Annotated in this window: 15 protein-coding genes and 1 tRNA gene; 1 reads left to right on the top strand and 15 read right to left on the bottom strand. The window is 70.4% G+C overall.

All coding sequences use genetic code 11. From position 1 onward, the window contains the following. Positions 1–119 precede the first annotated feature (119 nt). Both rocD and rocF read right to left on the bottom strand, forming a co-directional pair. Entirely contained in the window at positions 120–1,337 is a 1,218-nt protein-coding gene (gene rocD / locus DXK32_RS07810) for an ornithine--oxo-acid transaminase (RefSeq protein ID WP_114857990.1), read from the bottom strand. Between the two features lie 28 nt (positions 1,338–1,365). Continuing rightward, positions 1,366–2,331 carry an arginase gene (gene rocF, locus DXK32_RS07805; protein ID WP_114857989.1) on the bottom strand — a complete coding sequence of 322 codons (966 nt, stop codon included), beginning with the start codon at positions 2,329–2,331 and terminating at the stop codon, positions 1,366–1,368. Positions 2,332–2,459: 128 nt separating this feature from the next. On the opposite strand from rocF, the gene DXK32_RS07800 reads away from it, so the two are divergent. Then, positions 2,460–2,888 (top strand): Lrp/AsnC family transcriptional regulator, encoded by a 429-nt coding sequence (locus DXK32_RS07800; RefSeq protein ID WP_114857988.1) that lies wholly within the window; start codon positions 2,460–2,462, stop codon positions 2,886–2,888. A 210-nt stretch (positions 2,889–3,098) separates the two neighbouring features. Here DXK32_RS07800 and DXK32_RS07795 read toward each other — a convergent pair whose 3' ends face one another. The 13 genes from DXK32_RS07795 to DXK32_RS07735 form a co-directional block, all read right to left on the bottom strand. After that, positions 3,099–4,178 carry a ParA family protein gene (locus DXK32_RS07795; protein WP_247876377.1) on the bottom strand — a complete coding sequence of 360 codons (1,080 nt, stop codon included), beginning with the start codon at positions 4,176–4,178 and terminating at the stop codon, positions 3,099–3,101. 131 nt (positions 4,179–4,309) lie between these two features. After that, a complete protein-coding gene (locus tag DXK32_RS07790; protein ID WP_114857986.1) occupies positions 4,310–5,095 on the bottom strand; it encodes a galactosyltransferase-related protein in 786 nt (261 codons plus the stop codon). Next, positions 5,092–7,578 carry a tetratricopeptide repeat protein gene (locus DXK32_RS07785; RefSeq protein WP_114857985.1) on the bottom strand — a complete coding sequence of 829 codons (2,487 nt, stop codon included), beginning with the start codon at positions 7,576–7,578 and terminating at the stop codon, positions 5,092–5,094. The genes DXK32_RS07790 and DXK32_RS07785 overlap by 4 nt, the downstream gene beginning before the upstream one ends. An 8-nt stretch (positions 7,579–7,586) precedes the next feature. Next, positions 7,587–8,309 (bottom strand): hypothetical protein, encoded by a 723-nt coding sequence (locus tag DXK32_RS07780; protein ID WP_114857984.1) that lies wholly within the window; start codon positions 8,307–8,309, stop codon positions 7,587–7,589. A 24-nt stretch (positions 8,310–8,333) separates the two neighbouring features. Then, complete coding sequence (locus DXK32_RS07775) at positions 8,334–9,311, bottom strand: glycosyltransferase family 10 domain-containing protein (RefSeq protein WP_114857983.1); 978 nt, start codon at positions 9,309–9,311, stop codon at positions 8,334–8,336. Between the two features lie 166 nt (positions 9,312–9,477). Further along, a tRNA-Phe gene (locus DXK32_RS07770) sits at positions 9,478–9,553 on the bottom strand. Between the two features lie 98 nt (positions 9,554–9,651). Further along, positions 9,652–9,837 (bottom strand): DNA gyrase inhibitor YacG, encoded by a 186-nt coding sequence (gene yacG / locus DXK32_RS07765; RefSeq protein ID WP_014198198.1) that lies wholly within the window; start codon positions 9,835–9,837, stop codon positions 9,652–9,654. Between the two features lie 3 nt (positions 9,838–9,840). After that, positions 9,841–11,097, bottom strand: a complete 1,257-nt coding sequence (locus DXK32_RS07760; RefSeq protein WP_114857982.1) for a ribonuclease E/G — start codon at positions 11,095–11,097, stop codon at positions 9,841–9,843. Beyond that, positions 11,094–11,699, bottom strand: a complete 606-nt coding sequence (locus DXK32_RS07755) for a Maf family protein (protein ID WP_114857981.1) — start codon at positions 11,697–11,699, stop codon at positions 11,094–11,096. The genes DXK32_RS07760 and DXK32_RS07755 overlap by 4 nt, the downstream gene beginning before the upstream one ends. A gap of 56 nt (positions 11,700–11,755) precedes the next feature. Then, complete coding sequence (gene infA / locus DXK32_RS07750; protein WP_014198195.1) at positions 11,756–11,974, bottom strand: translation initiation factor IF-1; 219 nt, start codon at positions 11,972–11,974, stop codon at positions 11,756–11,758. 142 nt (positions 11,975–12,116) lie between these two features. Then, positions 12,117–13,208, bottom strand: coding sequence for a lytic transglycosylase domain-containing protein (locus DXK32_RS07745; protein ID WP_114857980.1), 1,092 nt, complete (start codon positions 13,206–13,208; stop codon positions 12,117–12,119). A gap of 110 nt (positions 13,209–13,318) precedes the next feature. Then, entirely contained in the window at positions 13,319–15,622 is a 2,304-nt protein-coding gene (locus tag DXK32_RS07740; RefSeq protein ID WP_114857979.1) for a hybrid sensor histidine kinase/response regulator, read from the bottom strand. Positions 15,623–15,757: 135 nt separating this feature from the next. Beyond that, complete coding sequence (locus tag DXK32_RS07735; protein ID WP_114857978.1) at positions 15,758–16,219, bottom strand: low molecular weight phosphatase family protein; 462 nt, start codon at positions 16,217–16,219, stop codon at positions 15,758–15,760. Positions 16,220–16,223: the final 4 nt, after the last annotated feature.

Below are 16,223 nucleotides of genomic sequence, written 5' to 3'. Positions count from 1 at the left end.
GGGGTGCGCGTGGCGGACCGTCCGGCAAATGCGCAACCCCCTCACCGGCCCTCCGGGCCACCCTCTCCCCAGAGGGGAGAGGGTTAAAAATAAAGGGCTGAATGCCATGCCCTGGCCTTTTACGGAACGGCGGTTCCCGTCAGGACGGCGTCGAACTGCTCCAGCGCCCAATCGACCTGCTCGCGGGTGATGACCAGCGGCGGGGCGATGCGGATGGTGTGGTCGTGGGTGTCCTTCGCCAGGACGCCGCGCGCCCGCAGCGCCTCGCAATAGCGGCGCGCCCCGCCCGCCTCCGGGTGCAGCTCCACCGCCAGCATCAGGCCGCGCCCGCGCGCCTCGCGGATCACGTTGCTGCGGATGGCGCCGAGTTGCTCCAGGAAATAGGCCCCCTGGGCGGCGGCGTTGTCGATCATGCCTTCCTCCACCAGCACCCGCATGGCGGCGCGGGCGACGGCGCAGGCCAGCGGGTTGCCGCCGAAGGTGCTGCCGTGCTGGCCGGGCTTCAGCACGCCCAGCACCTCGGAGTTCGACAGCACCGCCGACACCGGGTAGAAGCCGCCGGACAGCGCCTTGCCGATCAGGGTGACGTCGGCCTCCACGCCCTCATGCTCCTCGGCCAGCAGCTTGCCGGTGCGGCCCAGCCCGGTCTGGATCTCGTCCAGGATCATCACGACGTTGCGCTCCGTGCACAGGTCGCGGACCCGGCGCAGATAGCCGGCGGGCGGGATGACCACGCCGGCCTCGCCCTGGATCGGCTCCAGCAGGACGGCCACCGTGTTGGGGGTCAGCGCCGCCTCCAGCGCCACCGCGTCGCCGAAGGGCACGGTGCGGAAGCCCGGCGTGAAGGGGCCGAAGCCGCCACGGGCGTCGGGGTCAGTGCTGAAGCTGACGATGGAGATGGTGCGGCCGTGAAAATTGTCGGAGCAGACGATGATCTCCGCCTGGTTCTCCGGCACGCCACGCACCTCGTAGCCCCACTTGCGCACCGTCTTGATCGCCGATTCCACCGCCTCCGCCCCGCTGTTCATCGGCAGGATCTTGTGCGAGCCGGTCAGCGCCGCCAGCTCCTCATAGAACAGCGCGAGCTGGTCGTTGCGGAAGGCGCGGGAGGTCAGCGTCAGCTTGGACGCCTGTTGCACCATCGCCTCCAGAATCTTCGGGTGGCAATGGCCCTGGTTGACGGCGGAATAGGCCGACAGGCAGTCGAGATAGCGGTTGCCCTCGGTGTCCCAGACATAGACGCCCTCGCCGCGCGCCAGCACGACGTCCAGCGGCTTGTAATTGTGGGCGCCCAGGCGGTGTTCGGTCCCGATCAGGTCGGCGGCGTGCGGAAGCATGGCGTTCTCTCCGGTCTGGGTTTCTTGTTCAGACGGCTTGGCCGCCGATCTGCGACTGGGTGACGGCGGGGTCGATGATGCGACGCCCGAACAGGCTGGCCACCAGATCGACCAGCAGCAGCGCGCTCTTGCCCCGCTCGTCGAGAAAGGGGTTCAGCTCCACCACGTCCAGCGAGCCGACGACGCCCGCGTCGTGCAGCATCTCCATGATCAGGTGCGCCTCGCGGTAAGTCGCCCCGCCCAGCACCGCCGTTCCCACCGCCGGCGCAATGGCGGGGTCGAGGAAGTCCACGTCCAGGCTGACATGCAGATGGCCGCCGGCCTGCCGCACCCGCTCGATGATGCGGCGCATGTGGACACCGACCCCGTGCTCGTCGATCAGCCGCATGTCCACCACATCCACCCCGCGGGCGCGCAGCAGGCGCCGCTCGCCGGGGTCGAGGGAGCGGATGCCGAACAGATGGACGTGCGCCGGGTTCACGGTGGCGCGCTGCTCCGGCGGGAAGACGTCGTCGAAGCCGTCCTCCCCGCACAGCAGGGCCACCGGCATCCCGTGCCTGTTGCCGGACGGCGAGGTGTGGGGGGTGTTGAAGTCGCCGTGGGCGTCCAGCCACAGCACGAACAGCGGCGTGCCCGTCTCCCGGCAGTGGCGGGCCACCCCGGTGACCGAGCCCATGGACAGGCTGTGGTCGCCGCCCAGGAAGACCGGCACCCCGCCCGCCTGCATCATGGCGTAGGAGCGGTCGGCCAGCGCCCGCGACCAGGCGGTGATCTCCGCCAGACGGGCCGTGGCGGCGTCGTCCTCGCCCCAGGGGCCGGGCGTCAGGTCCCCAAGGTCGCGGACCTCGTGCCCCAGCTCGCGCAGGGCGCGGACCAGCCCCGCCGTGCGCAGCGCCGCCGGCCCCATCAGGGCGCCGGGATGGCCGGCCCCCGCCTCGATGGGAACGCCGATGATCTCCACGAAGCGCTGATCGTCCCGATCCGCCGACGCCATGCCGCCCCTCTCTGTGCGATCGTGCCTCCCATGACTATCGGGGGCGGCACCGGCGGCAGAAAGACGGAAAAGTGCCAACAAACGGCGGCGTTTTTGACAGTTTGCCAAGCCCGGCTTATCATTTTGGCATGGATGACCTGGACCACCGCCTGCTGGCCCTGCTGCGCGCCGACGCGCGCCAGCCCGTCGCCGGCCTCGCCGCCGCGCTGAAGGTGTCGCGCGCGACCGTGCGCGCCCGCATCGACCGTCTGGTCGAAAGCGGGGTCATCGCCGGCTTCACGGTGCTGCTGCGCAAGGATCTGCGGCCCGCCATGGTCCGGGCCATCACGATGATCGAGGTCGAGGGACGCGCCGCCGAGACGGTCATCGCCCGCCTGCACGGCTTTCCGGAGGTGCGGACGGTCTACACCACCAACGGGCGCTGGGACGTCGTCGCTGAAATCGAAACGGAGTCGCTGGAGGCCTTCGACGACACGCTGCGCCGCGTCCGGCAAGTCGCCGGCATCGCCTCCACCGAGACCAGCATTTTGCTCTCCGCCCGCAAGGCGGTGCTGTAGGCGTTGGAGCCGCGTCGCTCCGTTGGCAGACAAGATTCGACACGGATTTCACGGATTGAACCGGATTTCACGGAGTCCTTCGGCTCGGTGCAATTTGCGGAGCGTGGCCTCGGATTGAAAAAAATCCGCGTAATCCGTGTCTGAATCCGTGAAATCCGTGTCGAATCTTGCTTGCTTGTCCTGGGCGTCGCGCACAGACGATGAACTTGGTCAGCCCCCCAGGCCGGCCAGCACGCCGCCCAGGAGCGGTTGGCCGAACAGCGCGCCCAGGGCGAAGCCGACGATCAGCCCGACCGCCGCCGCGACCAGCGCCCGGCCGCCGCCGCCCTTCGGCGCCTCGGCCCCAGCGCTGCGTCCGTTGCCGCCACCCGTGGACTCGTCGCCCTCGTCGGGTGCCGCCGCGCGGCGGGCGGTGTAGGAGGAATCGGTGTCGGCGTGCCACGCACGGATGCGGTCCTGCGCCGGCTTCAGCTGCTCGTCGGTCGGGGAGGAGCCGCGGCCGTGGACGATCTCCCAGCCCAGCGCCAGGAAGCGCGTGGTCGTCCGCCCCTCCGGGCTGAAGATCGCGGCGGGCATCCGGCGGTAGGTCGCCTTCACCACGTCCACGTCGTAGGGGATCGCCGTGCGGAACATCAGCTCCGGGAACTCGGAGCGCAGCAGGGTCAGCGATTCGCGCCCGACCTCGTCGTTGGTGATCGACAGCATCAGGATGCCGGCCACCGACAGGTTGGGGTTCATGCCCTTCTGGATGTGCTCGACCACCGACAGGGTGCGCTTCAGCCCGTCCAGCGCGTAGCGCCCCGGAAAGACCGGAAGCACCAGCCGGTCCGACGCCGCCAGCGCACCCGCCGCCAGATGGCCGAGCGCCGGCGGGCAGTCGATCACCACGTAATCCGGCGGGTTGCGCGAGAAGTGCAGCGCCTTGCGCAGGCCGCGCTGCGAGCCGCCGCGGGCGTCCAGCGCGTGTTCCAGCGAATAGAGCTTGCGCGCCCCGACGATCATCGACAGCCCGTCGAAGCTGGTCGGGGTGATGGCGTCCTCTACGAAGGTGTCCTGGCTCAGCAGGTCGTTGATGCCGACGCGCGCCTTCTCCCGCAGCAGGAAGTTGCTGGTGGCGCTGCTCTGCGGGTCGAAGTCGATCAGGACGACGCTCTTGCCCAGCGCGGCGAGCGCCAGGGCGAGGTTCACGGAGGTGGTCGTCTTGCCGACGCCGCCCTTCTGATTGTACACCGCCAGGATGGTCGGCTGCCGCGTCTCCGGCGCGTCGAAGACGTCTTCGTGGCTGGTCATGTCCATTCCGCTTCGTCGTTTCGCGGGTGTTCGTCCTGCGGGCCAAGAGCCGCCGCGAGCGGCGCACTATACGCATCCGAGCGCGCCGGTGTCTTCCCGCAGATGCGCCGGTGTCCCGAAAGGTAACAGCTTCAGCGCGCCCGGAAGGCCGCCAGCTGGCCGGGCAGCGGCGCCATGGTCAGGCGGACGCGCACGATCTCCCATCGCCCCTCGGCGCCGGGAGGCGCGCCGTCGCAGGGGCGGCGGTCGAGCATCTCGAAGGACAGGCTGGACAGGCCGTCCTCCTCCGGGATCGTCCCGCCGGCCCAGTTCGCCTGGAACACCCGCTTGTTGACCCGCGCGATGGGCGAGGCCGAGGCGTCGGGGTTGAACCCCTCGTTGTCGTGGTCCAGCGGCTCGAACCGGCCGGGCCGCCGCGCGGTCGGGATGCGGCGGGAGCGGATGCGCAGCGACAGGTCGAAATCCTCGTAGCCCCAGCCCCAATAGGCGTTGGAATAGCCGTCGATCCGCCGGAACACGTCGTTGGGCATCAGCAGGACGCCGCCCATCGTGCTCTCCAGGTCGGTGGTCACCGTCTGGTCGGAGCGGCCGGGCGCCACCGGCCGCTGCTCCGCCCCGAAGGACAGGATGGGGGTCGGACGGTCGACCCAGGAGTAATCGGCGTCGACGGGCAGATAGTCGATGTCGTGCAGGCAGGTGTAGCCGCTCTCCGCCTCGCCCAGCAGGAAGCCAACATTCTTGATGGCGCCCCGGTTGAAGGGCAGCCCGGCCTCCTGCTCGACGATGGTGACGCGGTAGTCGATGGGCTCGGCGAGCGTTGCGAAGTAAGCGCCGACCCGCGGCACGAACTCCCGCAGATGCGCCGCGCGGTCGCGGTAGGGCACGACGATGTGAAGCCGCCGGTCCGTGGTCGTCATCGCGGGTCTCCCGCCGCTGTGAATCGTTGCCAGATCGCGCGATAGGCGCCCTCCAGATCGCGGGCGAAGCGGTCGCCGTCGAACAGCGGGCTGGCCGTCCGCGCCGCCGCCAACCGCGCCTTCAGCCCGGCCAGCCGTGCCGGATCGCAAGCGAGGTCGAGGGCCAGCGCCTCGTAGGCCTTCAGCGAATCGGTGATCAGGTCCGGCAGTCCCACCGTGTCGAGCAGGCTGGCCGCCACGCGCCCGGCGAAGATCCCGCCCCGGCAGGTCACCACCGGAAGCCCGGCCCACAGCGCGTCGCTGGCCGTGGTGTGGGCGTTGTAGGGCAGCGTGTCGAGGAACAGGCCGGCCAGCCGGTGGCGCGCCAGATGCTCCGCCAGCGGGCGCGGCGACGCGAAGACGAGACGGTCCGGCGCCACCCCGCGGGCCGCCGCCTCGCGCCGCAGGTTGCCGACCACCAGCGGGTTGCCGGCGTAGAGCCACAGCACACTCCCCGGAACGGCGCGCAACAGCCGCGCCCAGACGTCGAATACGGCGGGCGTCAGCTTGTAGGGGCTGTTGAAGCAGCAGAAGACGAAGCCGTCCTCCGGCAACCCGCAATCGGCGCGCGACGGGGTGCGCTCCGCGATGGCGCGGTGGCGGTCGTTGGGCTGGTAGCAGTGGGGAAGCCGCACCACCGCCTCGCTGTAAAAGCCCTCCTCGCCCGGCGGGATGGTCGCCGCGTCGGCCAGGATGACGTCGATGAAGTCCGCCCCCATGGTGCCGGGATAGCCCAGCCAGTTCACCTGCACCGGGGCGGGCCGCGCCGCCAGGATCGGCGTGCGGGCGAAGGCCGTGTAGCCCTTCAGGTCCACCAGGATGTCGATGCCGTCGGCGGCGATGGCCCGCGCGGCGTCCAGGTCGGAGCGGTCGCGCAGATCGACGAAGCGTTCCACCGCCGCGGTCAGGCGGCGGCGCATCGCGCTGCCGTCGTCGATGCCGGTGGAATAGGCGGTCACGGCGAAGCGCGTCCGGTCGTGCCGCTCCAGAAGCTCCGCCATCAGATAGGCCGTGGCGTGCTCGTGGAAGTCGGCGGAGAGGTAGCCGATGCGCATGCGACCATCTCCGGGAACGGCGGAACGCGCCACCGCCGGCACACCGTGCGCCTTCTGCCGCGCCCAGCGCTCCGCCGCCGCCCGCTGGTCCGCCAGGGTCGTGTCCACCGCCAGCAGGCCGAAGGGCGGCACGCCCAGCGCCCCGGCGCGCAGCCGGCCGATCAGGTCGCTTTCCAGCGCCGGCAGGTCACGCCAGTCGCAGGCGTGCCTTTGCTGCTGCACCAGCTGCGCCAGCGCCGGGTTGTAGGCGGGGGCGAGCCGGCGGACGCGGCGAAGGGCCTCGATGGACGGCGCGATCCGGTCGGCCAGGATCGCGGCGGCGGCCAGATCCTCCCATCCCGCCTGGTCGCCGGGATCGAGGGCCACCGTCCGGCGCAACGCGTGGAGCGCGGCGTCCGGCCGCAAGGCCCCGGCCAGCGTCCGGCCGAGAATCCGCCACGCCGGGCCATGATCCGGATGCTGCCCGAGCGCGCCGCGCAGCACCGCCTGGGCACCGGGCAGGTCGTGCAGGCCGAGCAGTTCCGCCGCCAGACTGACCGCCGCCGCCGGGATGTCGGGCCGAAGCCCGAGAACCGCCCGGTACTCCGCCACCGCCTCCTGCCGCCGTCCGGCGGCGGCGAGCGCGTTGGCGAGGTTGTGGCGCAGGATGGCATCGTCCGGCGCCAGCCGCACCGCCACCGCGTTCGCCCGCACCGCTGCGGCCCAGCGGCCGGCCGCGTGGGCGGCGTTGCCCAGCAGCATCCAACCGTGCCGGTCCGCCGGGTTCAGCGCCGCCATGCGGCGGCCGATCCGCCCCGCCTCGTCCACGCGACCGGCCGCCAGGACGAGAACGCCGAGGTTGTTCAAGGACACCCCATGTTCCGGATGGCGCGACAGCGCCTCCCGGTAGGCGGTTTCGGCCTCGCCGGTCCGGCCCAGAGCCTCCAGCGCGACCGCCAGATTCTTCCAGGTGCCGGCGTCCTGCGGCCGGTCGCGCAGGGCCTCGCGGTAGGCGGTTTCGGCCTCGGCCGGGCGGTCCTGGTCCTGAAGCGCCACGCCCAGATTGTTCCACACCTCGCCCAGCCCGGGGCAGGCCGCCAGGACGGTCCGGTAATGCGGCTCGGCCTGCGCCGGGCGCCCTTGGGCGTGGAGGGACAGCGCCACCCCGTAATGGGCGTCGGGGGAGGCGGGCGCCAGCTTCAGCGCCGCCGCATAGACCGCCCCCGCCGGCCCCCATTGCGACAACCCGGCCAGCAGGCCGCCGAAATCCAGGTAGGTCTCCACGTCCTTGCGCAGCGCCAGCGCCTGCTGGAACAGCGCCACGGCGTCGCGGACGCGGCCCTCGCGCTGGGCGGCGACGGCCTGCCGGTGCAGCGCGGCGGCCCGTTCGGCGGTCTCGGATTGGTCCATGGGCCCTCTCAGTCCCGCTGGCGGGTGTGCAGCAGGATGCGCGGGATCTCCGGCGGACGCCGATCATCGCCCCATTGCGAGATGTCGGGGATCGTGCTCACCCCACGGCGGCGGGCCAGCAGGCTGAGGATGCTCTGGTCGTGCCGGTGGTCGCGGAATTCCGGGTAGTCGGGCTTGCCGCACTCGTTCGGCGCGTCGGTGAGGATGCGCTCGTCCTGGGCGAAGCGCAGCCATTCGGAGACGAAGGCGATGGTTTCCGGCGTCCGTTCGCAGACGATGAAACTCGCCAGGATCTGGGTGGCGTCGGTGTATTCCGGCCGGTCCAACCGCATGAAATGGAAGCAGTCGCGCTTGGTCCAGCCACGGTTCTTGAATTCGTCCTGCAGCGTGAACAGCAGGATGGGCAGGTCGCGCCGCTCCCGGCACAGGTCGATCACCGGGTCGGCGCGGTGCACGAAATGGGCGCCGCTGTCACAGTAGAACAGCACGTCGCCGTCCTTCAGATGGTTGCGCAGCAAGGTCCAGATGGCCCAGGGCTTCCACAGCCAATAGCCCGCGCCGCGCGGCTGGTCGAGGATGAAGCGGTTGCGCTCGACGAAGGCCGGGTCGATGTGGCTTCGCCCCAGCATGGCCACGGAGTCGAAACCTCCGACCTCCATCCCGCTGCGGGCGTTGCGCTTCTGCGCCGCCAGAAAGGCCCCGTCCGCGTAATTCAGCAACACCCGCGCCATCGCCTCCCCCTCCCCTCCCGGCTCTTACAACCGGCTCTCGATCCAGTCGGCGAGGCGGTAGGCGTCGAAATAAAACTCCTCCGTCCCCAGGAAGGGCGCCACGGCGCGGTGGGCGCAATAGGCGTCGTAATCGTCGTCCACCGCCAGGATGTGATCCACCGCTTCCTCGTCCGTGGCGAAGCGCGAGACGTCGATGAAGCTGCCCGCCGCCACCTCGCGCTCCAGGTCAGGATCGCCCCAATAGAGCGGCACCGCCCCGGCCTGGAAAACGTCCAAAATCTTCTCCGTCAAATAGCCGGGGTGGCTGGCGTTCTCGAAGGCGAAGGCGAAGCGGTAGCGTTCGAAGACGCGGATTTTGGACAGCCAGCCCATCTTGACGACGCTGCCGGTGTTGTTCAGGTGCCAGCCCACCGAATCGACGCGTCGCCGCCCGTCCAGCGCCGGGAAGAAGCGGTTGCGGCGCTCCCCGTTCGGGTTCTTGTAGAGGAAGGCGCAGAAGCCGCGCTCCGCGAAGGCCGCCCGCGTCGGCGGCACCGGCGGCAGCACGGGGGAGCAGAAATGCGGCACCGCCCCTTCCCGCATGTGTTCGTAGGCGTGCATGACGTAGAGCGGCAGGCGGTAATGGCGCGGGTCGTCGAGGCGGTCGAAGGACACCGCCATGTCGAAGCCATCCAGCGGCGGACGGACGTTTTCCCCGGTGAAGAACAGGGTGCGGCGGCTGCGCGCCTCGCGGTGCCGCCCGCCGAAGACCGACACGATGGCGAGGTCGCTGTCGTCCTCGACCACCGACAGGTCGAAACGGCTGGACAGGATCTCGATGAAGAAATTGGTGCCCGTGTCGAATTCCGGCCAGAAGTCGTGGAAGGCCAGCTTCAGCCGGGGCCGGCCGCCGCGCCGGCCGCGGTAGGGACCGTGCAGCAGGAAGCGGTCGAGCCGCTCGGGATCGCCGCCGGGCTTCGCCAGGAAGTCTTCAAGAAACGCGCTTGTCCGCTGATCGAGCATCCTGCCATCCGCGCCGGATCGTTGCGCGACGCACGATACGGTTGCCGCAGCGGGAACGCCACCCCTTCCGCGCGCCCGCCGGGCCGGGAGACGCAGCGCGGACAACAAAAAACGCCCCGCGGATGACGGAGCGTTCGGAACACCACAACCCCATGAGGGGAAGAAGTGGTGCCCAGGGACGGAGTCGAACCGCCGACACGGGGATTTTCAGTCCCCTGCTCTACCAACTGAGCTACCTGGGCACCGACGCCGCGGTGATGACCGCGGCGCGTCGAGGCGCGCTTTGTAGGCAAATTCGCCGGGCCTGTCCAGCCCTAAAATGCAGAATTTCGCCGCCCCGTCACTCCCGCTCGTCGGCCTCCTCGGCGTCCGGACGGTCGGGGCTTTCGATGCGGTAGACGCCGCCCAGCCAGCGCGACAAATCCACATCGGCGCAGCGCTTGGAACAGAAGGGCTTGGTCTCCTCCACCGCCGGGCGGCCGCAGATCGGGCAGGCTTTCTCAGATGGCTTCTGGTTGTCGTTCATCGCTCAGTCCTCCGCCGCGCCCCTGCGGCCGGCGCCCAGCAAATCGGCCAGGGCCGTGCCGCGCCGGGCGCGGGTCATCTCCACCAGACCCAGCTTCGACAGGCCATAGACCTGGGTCTGCGCCGGGTCGTCCTCCACCGCGCGGGACAGGGCGTTCAGCAGCCGTTCGGCGTCGCCTCGGTTGCGCATGTTGACGAAATCGACGACGACGATCCCACCGGCGTTGCGCAGGCGCAGTTGCCGGGGGATCTCCGCCGCCGCCTCAAGATTGACGTCCAGCGGGTTGCCGCGTTCCCCCGCGTTGACGTCCACCACGGTCATCGCCTCGGTCCGCTCGATGACCAGCGACCCGCCGCCGGACAGCGGCACCCGCGTGCCGAGCAGCGTTTCGATTTCAGCGTCGAGGTCGCGCAGGTCGAACAGCCGTTGCCGGCCCCCTCCTGTCCGATCGGCGGAAGGCACGGCCAACAGCCGAGCGTCGAACGGCTCCACACGCACCTCAAGATCCGGCGCGCGGTCGGCGCACCAGTCGGCGAGGTCGCGGGCCAAGGCCGCGTCGTCCACGATGATCCGCGACGGAACACTCGCCCCATGCTCGATCAGGGCACGGCGCGGCGCGTCGGGGCCGGGCAGCAGCAGCGCGGGCCCACCGCCCCGCTCCGCCGCGTCGCGGATGGACCGCCACGCCAGATGCAGCGCGTCCGACTCCGCGGCGAGCAGCCCGTCCGGCGCCGTGGCGGCGCCCGCCCGGACGATCCAGCCGGCGCCGGGGGCGATGTCCTGGATGCGGCGGGCCAGTTCGGTGCGCTCCGGCCCGCTGCCCAGCCGCTTCGACACCGCCACGTCGCGTCCCAGCGGCGCGTGCACCAGAAAGCGGCCCGGCAGGGTGATGTCCATGGTCAGGGACGGTCCCTTGGACCCGGTGGCGTCGGCCTTCACCTGCACCAGCACGGTCTGGCCGGTGCGCAGCAGGTTGCCGATGCGCTCGCCCTTGGCCTTCGGGCGCCCCTTCGGCCCGCGGGCGTCCAGCGCCGAGAGCAAACCCGACTTTCCGGTGCCGAGATCGACGAAGGCGCCATCCAGCCCCGTCGCGATGCGCTCCACCCGGCCGAGGAACACATGGCCCAACAGCGAAGGCCGCTCGGCGTGGTCGATGTAGAGGTCGGTCAGCCGGCCGCCGGTCAGAACGGCGGCCCGCGTCAGCGGACCGTCGCGGTCGATCAGGATGTCCGATGCGGCGCCGACGGTGCTCCCCGTCACGGCAGCGGGAACCCCGCGCCGCGCAGCAGCGCCGCCACTTCGAACAGGGGCAGCCCGACCACGTTGCTGTAGGAACCGCCGATCCAGCGGACATGGGCCGCCGCCCGGCCCTGGATCGCGTAGCCGCCGGCCTTGCCCTGCCATTCGCCGCAGGCGATGTAGGACTCGGTCTCCTCGTGGGACAGCGACTTGAAGGTCACGTCGGTGCGCACCAGCCGATCCGACCGGCGCAACGCCTCCCCTTCCCCTGCGGGCGACAACAGCACGACTCCACCGAACACCCGGTGCCGTCGTCCGGACAGCAGGGCGAGGCAGGCGCGCGCCTGCTTCTCCTCCTCCGCCTTGGGCAGGATGCGGCGGCCGCAGGCGACCACCGTGTCGGCGGCCAGCACGAAGGCGCCGGGATGGCGCGCGGCCACGGCGGCGGCCTTCTCGCCGGCCAGACGCAGCGCGTGCTGGGGCGGAAGCTCCCGCGGCAGGGGCGATTCGTCGATGTCTGCGGGGTCGACCGCGTCGGGCACCACGCCGATCTGGCGCAACAGGTCGAGCCGGCGGGGCGAGGCGGACGCCAGCACGAGCCGGTGGGTGGTTTCGGTGCTCATAACGCGGGGAGGATGGCCGACGGTGGAAACCGGTTCAACGCGGGAAACCGGTTCAATCACTTGAACCGGAACGTGATCCGGCCCTTGGTCAGGTCGTAGGGCGTCATCTCGACGTTGACGCGGTCACCGGCCAGCACGCGGATGCGGTTCTTGCGCATCTTGCCGGAGGTGTGCGCCAGCACTTCATGCTCGTTGTCGAGCTTCACACGGAACATCGCGTTCGGCAGCAGCTCGACGACGGTTCCGGAGAACTCGATCAGATCTTCCTTAGCCATAGCCCCTTAAGTCCGTAACAGTTTCGAGGCAATAACTGACCTCCCGAAGCCGCCCGGTCAAGGGGGATTCCACCGGGGGCGGTGAGCCTCCGGCGTGGGGGTTGGCCAAAGCCTTCCAGATGGGACGGAAACAGCCGGCGGTTCAGCCGAGCGGGTTCCCGTCGCCGTTTTCATACTCCCCCGCGCCGCCCGCGTCCATGCCCGCGGTGCCGCCAAGCGCCGCCGACTGGAAAGAACTGAGCGGCGACGGGCCGCCATCGAGCCGGACACGGGGTTCCGCGGCCTGCGCGATGCGTTCGAACATCTCTTTCTGGTCGGTGTCCATGCGGCGGGTCAGCCGCGCGACGGTTTCCGACGCCGTCAGCTCCCGGCCCGACGCCCGGTCGTAGAACAGGCCGCGGTTGCTCCGCGCCGCGGAGGGCAGAAGTTCCGCCGCGGCGGCTCTCGGCGACGACTCGGCGGCGCGGATCAGCTTGGCGGCCCCGCCCACGCCCAGCACATAGGCGATGCGGCTCTCGGTCTCCGACACCGGGCGCTTCAGCCGCTCCTCCAACCGGTCGCGGCCCTCGGACAGGTAGCGCGCGGCCATCCCGGCGGAGAGGTCGACGTCGTGGCGCAGCGCCAGGATCTGGCGGCGCACCGCCGGGTCCTTGACCGAGGGAATGCCGTTGCGGCTCTGGATCGCGCTCGCCAATTCCCCCTGGCCGTAGGCGGAGCCGTGGCGGCGGAACAGGTCCAGCCACGTGCGTTCCAGGAACTGGAACGGACCGGCGGCGGAGCTGGAGCGGTTGCGGGCCGCCGGGTCCAGCCCGCTTTCCTGGGTCGCCTGGGCGAGGATGGCGGTGAAGCTGTGGCCCGACAGGCCGGCGACCTGCTGAGCCGCCAGAACCACCTGCCCGGCCGCGGGGCTGTTCGCCAGGGCGGCGCCGATCACCGTCGATGGGGTCCCCGACGCGGCAACCGCCGTTGCGGCGGCGCCAGGGGCGGCCTCGGGCTTGCGGATGGGAAAGGGCACGCGGGTCCCGTCGGCAAGCTGGATCGGCGCCTCCGGCTTCGCCGCCGGCAGGGGCGGCGCCTTCTGCCCGTTGGCCAGCCGCCCGCGGGGAACCGGCTGGACGTCCGCCAGCGCGCTTTGGAACGCCGCGCCCGACGCCGCGCCCGCGGCGGACGGCGACGCGGGAACATCCGGCTTGCGCTCGGGAAGCGGGGCGAGTGGAGGCAGCGCGACCTTCATGGAACACCGGAACCGTCAAACCGGAACCGCCTTGGCGGAACCTTTCGGCCCAGCTTTAGCACAAAAGCCTTAATTTTTCTTAATCATTGAGCCGCATCGCTGCGGGAGGCTCAATCGGCCGGCGTGTTGGCCAGACGGCTTGGGCCGGCGTCGATGCCGGTGCGCCGCCCTTCGCCGTTCCAATGATCGATAGCGGCCAGAAGACGGTTCTTCTCCAAGGGTTTGGCCAGATGATCGTCCATCCCCGCCTGACGGCAGCGCTCCACCTCCACGGCCAGCACGCCCGCCGACAGCGCCAGGATCGGGATGCGGCCCGGCGCGCCGGGCAGCGCCCGGATGCGCCGCGTCGCCTCCAGCCCGTCCATCACCGGCATCTGCACGTCCATCAGGACGAGGTCGTAAGCCCGCTCCTGCACCGCGATCACGGCCGCACCGCCGTCGGACACGGCGTCCACATGGTGACCGGCCCGGGTCAGCATGGCGATGACCAGATCGCGGTTCATCGCCAGATCCTCGGCCAGCAGGATTCGCGCGCCGCGGCTGGACGGCTGGTGGGGCGGGACACCGCCGTCGGGGTCGTCCCGCTCCGGGGCGCTGGCGGGCTGCAGCGGCAGGCTGAACCAGAAGGTGCTGCCGACGCCGGGACGGCTCTCCACGCCGATCTCGCCGCCCATCAGCTCGACCAGACGGCGGCAGATGGCCAGCCCCAGCCCGGTGCCGCCGCGCCCGCGGTCGAGCTGGCTGAAGCGCTGGAACAGCTCGCGCTGGCAGTCCTCGGGCACGCCGATGCCGGTGTCGCTGACGGTGAAGGTGTAGCGGCGCGGGCCGGACCCGTCGCCCATGGCCTTCACGGTCAGGCGGACGCTGCCGGTGTCGGTGAACTTCACCGCGTTGCCCAGCAGGTTGAGCAGGATCTGGCGCACCCGGTCGGGATCGCCCATCACATAGCCGCGCGCCGCCGCCGAGACGGAGGTGTGGATCTCCAGCCCCTTCTGCTCGGCGGTCAGCCGCACGATGGCCTGGCAGCGGTCGGCCAGATCGTCCAGCCGGAACGGCGCGCAGACCAGATCGAGCTTGCCCGCCTCCAGTTTCGACAGGTCCAGCACGTCGTTGATGACGGTCAGCAGGGAGCGCCCGGCCTCCCGCACCTGCGAGGCGTAGCGCCGCTGCTCCGCCGTCAGCGGGGTCTCCAGGAGCATGTCGGCGAACCCGATCACGCCGTTCATCGGCGTGCGGATCTCGTGGCTCATGGTCGCCAGGAATTCCTCCTTGGCGCGGCTGCCGGCGCGGGCCTCCTCCATGGCGGCGCGCAGTTCCTGCTCGCGCCGCTTCAGCCGGCCCGACATGTCGTTGAAGGCGTTGGCGACCAGCCGGATCTCGTCGGGCGCACCGCGCGCCTCCACCATGGTTCCGACGTCACCGGCGCCGATCCGGGTCGCCGCCTGGCTGAGAACACGCATCCAGCGCAGGACCGAGGCGTGGAGCAGCGACCAGAGCGCCGCCACGCTGAGCAGCCCGGCGATGCCGAGCAGGACCAGCCCGCGCAGCAGGTCGCGCTGGGCATCCGCCACGATCGGCCCGGTCGGCATGCCCACGGCGAAGACGGTGTCGGTTTCCGGGGAATGGCGGAAGGCCCAGATGCGGTTCAGCCCGTCGGCGCTTTCGCCCTCGAACGCGCCGCTGCCTTCGGCCAGCATGCGCCGGATGTGCGGGAAGTCCGTCAGGTTGCGCCCGACCCAGCCTTCCGGATCGGGCTGGCGGGCGATCACCACCCCATGGCGGTCCAGCACCAGAATGCGCGCGTCGTCCTGCCGCGTCACCTTGACGAGATCGGTCAGCCAGGCCAGATCGATGGCGACACCCAGCACCCGTTCGATCTCGCCATTCACCAGCACAGGTTGCACCGCCAGGATCAGCGGCTTTCCCGACCGCTTGCCGATCACCACCTCGCTCAGCACGAAGGATTTGGCGTCCAGCGCCCGTTGGAAATACTCGCGCTCGCGCAGGCTCATCCCGGAACCGGGGCCGGTCGTGTCGCAAATGAGAAGGCCGTTCGGGTCGGTCACCCACACGCCGGTCGTCCAGCGGTGCTGCCGCGGCATCGGCGCCAGCGTGGCGACGCAGGCGTCGGTGTTGCCGTGGGCGGCGTCGCGGACCGCCGGCACCAGGGCGAGAATGCCCAGCAGATTCCGCGCTTCGCCGATCAGGTCGCGCTGCCGTTCCACCCCGTCCTCGGTCAGGTGCCGGGCCAGTTCCCGGGCGCTGCTCAGCCGCTGGTCGAGTTGCTGGTCGAAGAAGTAGAGCGCCCCGGCCAGCGGCAGGGCCAGGGAGGTCAGCACGACGCCCATCAGACGCAGCCGGAGACTCCGCAGGCCGGTGGCACGAAACAGGCGGGACGGCAGACCGGCGAGCATCAGGCGGGGAACCTCTCAGGGACCGCTAAAGTCTAGGGGGCGGAGCACACGTCATTCGATGATTCATCTCAATACCACCTCAACCCAACCTTGAAAAAGCACTTCCCGAAATCCCGCCGCCGAACCGCTGGATGGTCACACCGTCGGGCCTCGCGACAGAGGAAACCGCTCCTTGATCCTGCTCAGCAGTCCGTCGCGCACCTTTCGGTAGGCTTCCAGCATCGCCTCGCGGTTGCCGTCCACCAGCGTGGGATCGAAGGTGTTCCAGAACTCCACGTCGCAGGCCATCGTGCGGGTCATCTCGATGGCGCGGTGCTGCGCCTCCGGCGACAGCGACACGATCAGGTCGAAGTTGGTGTCCTCCAGATCCTCGAAGCTGCGGCAGCGATGGCGCGACAGGTCGATGCCCATCTCCTCCATCACGGCCACGGCGAAGGGATCGACCTCGTCCCCCTCGCGCACGCCGACCGAATCGACATAGACGCGCGTGCCGTGGAAATGCCGCATGATCGCCGCCGCCATCGGGGAGCGGATCATGTTGTAGGTGCAGGCGAACAACACGCTCGTCACGGGGAGCGGTTGCAGCACCGGGGCCATGCGC

This window comes from Azospirillum brasilense (genome assembly GCF_003349955.1).
In the GTDB taxonomy this organism is placed as follows: Bacteria; Pseudomonadota; Alphaproteobacteria; order Azospirillales; family Azospirillaceae; genus Azospirillum; species Azospirillum brasilense_B.
The sequence above is the reverse complement of the archived record's forward strand: the minus strand, read 5'-3'. Positions and strand labels throughout refer to the sequence as shown.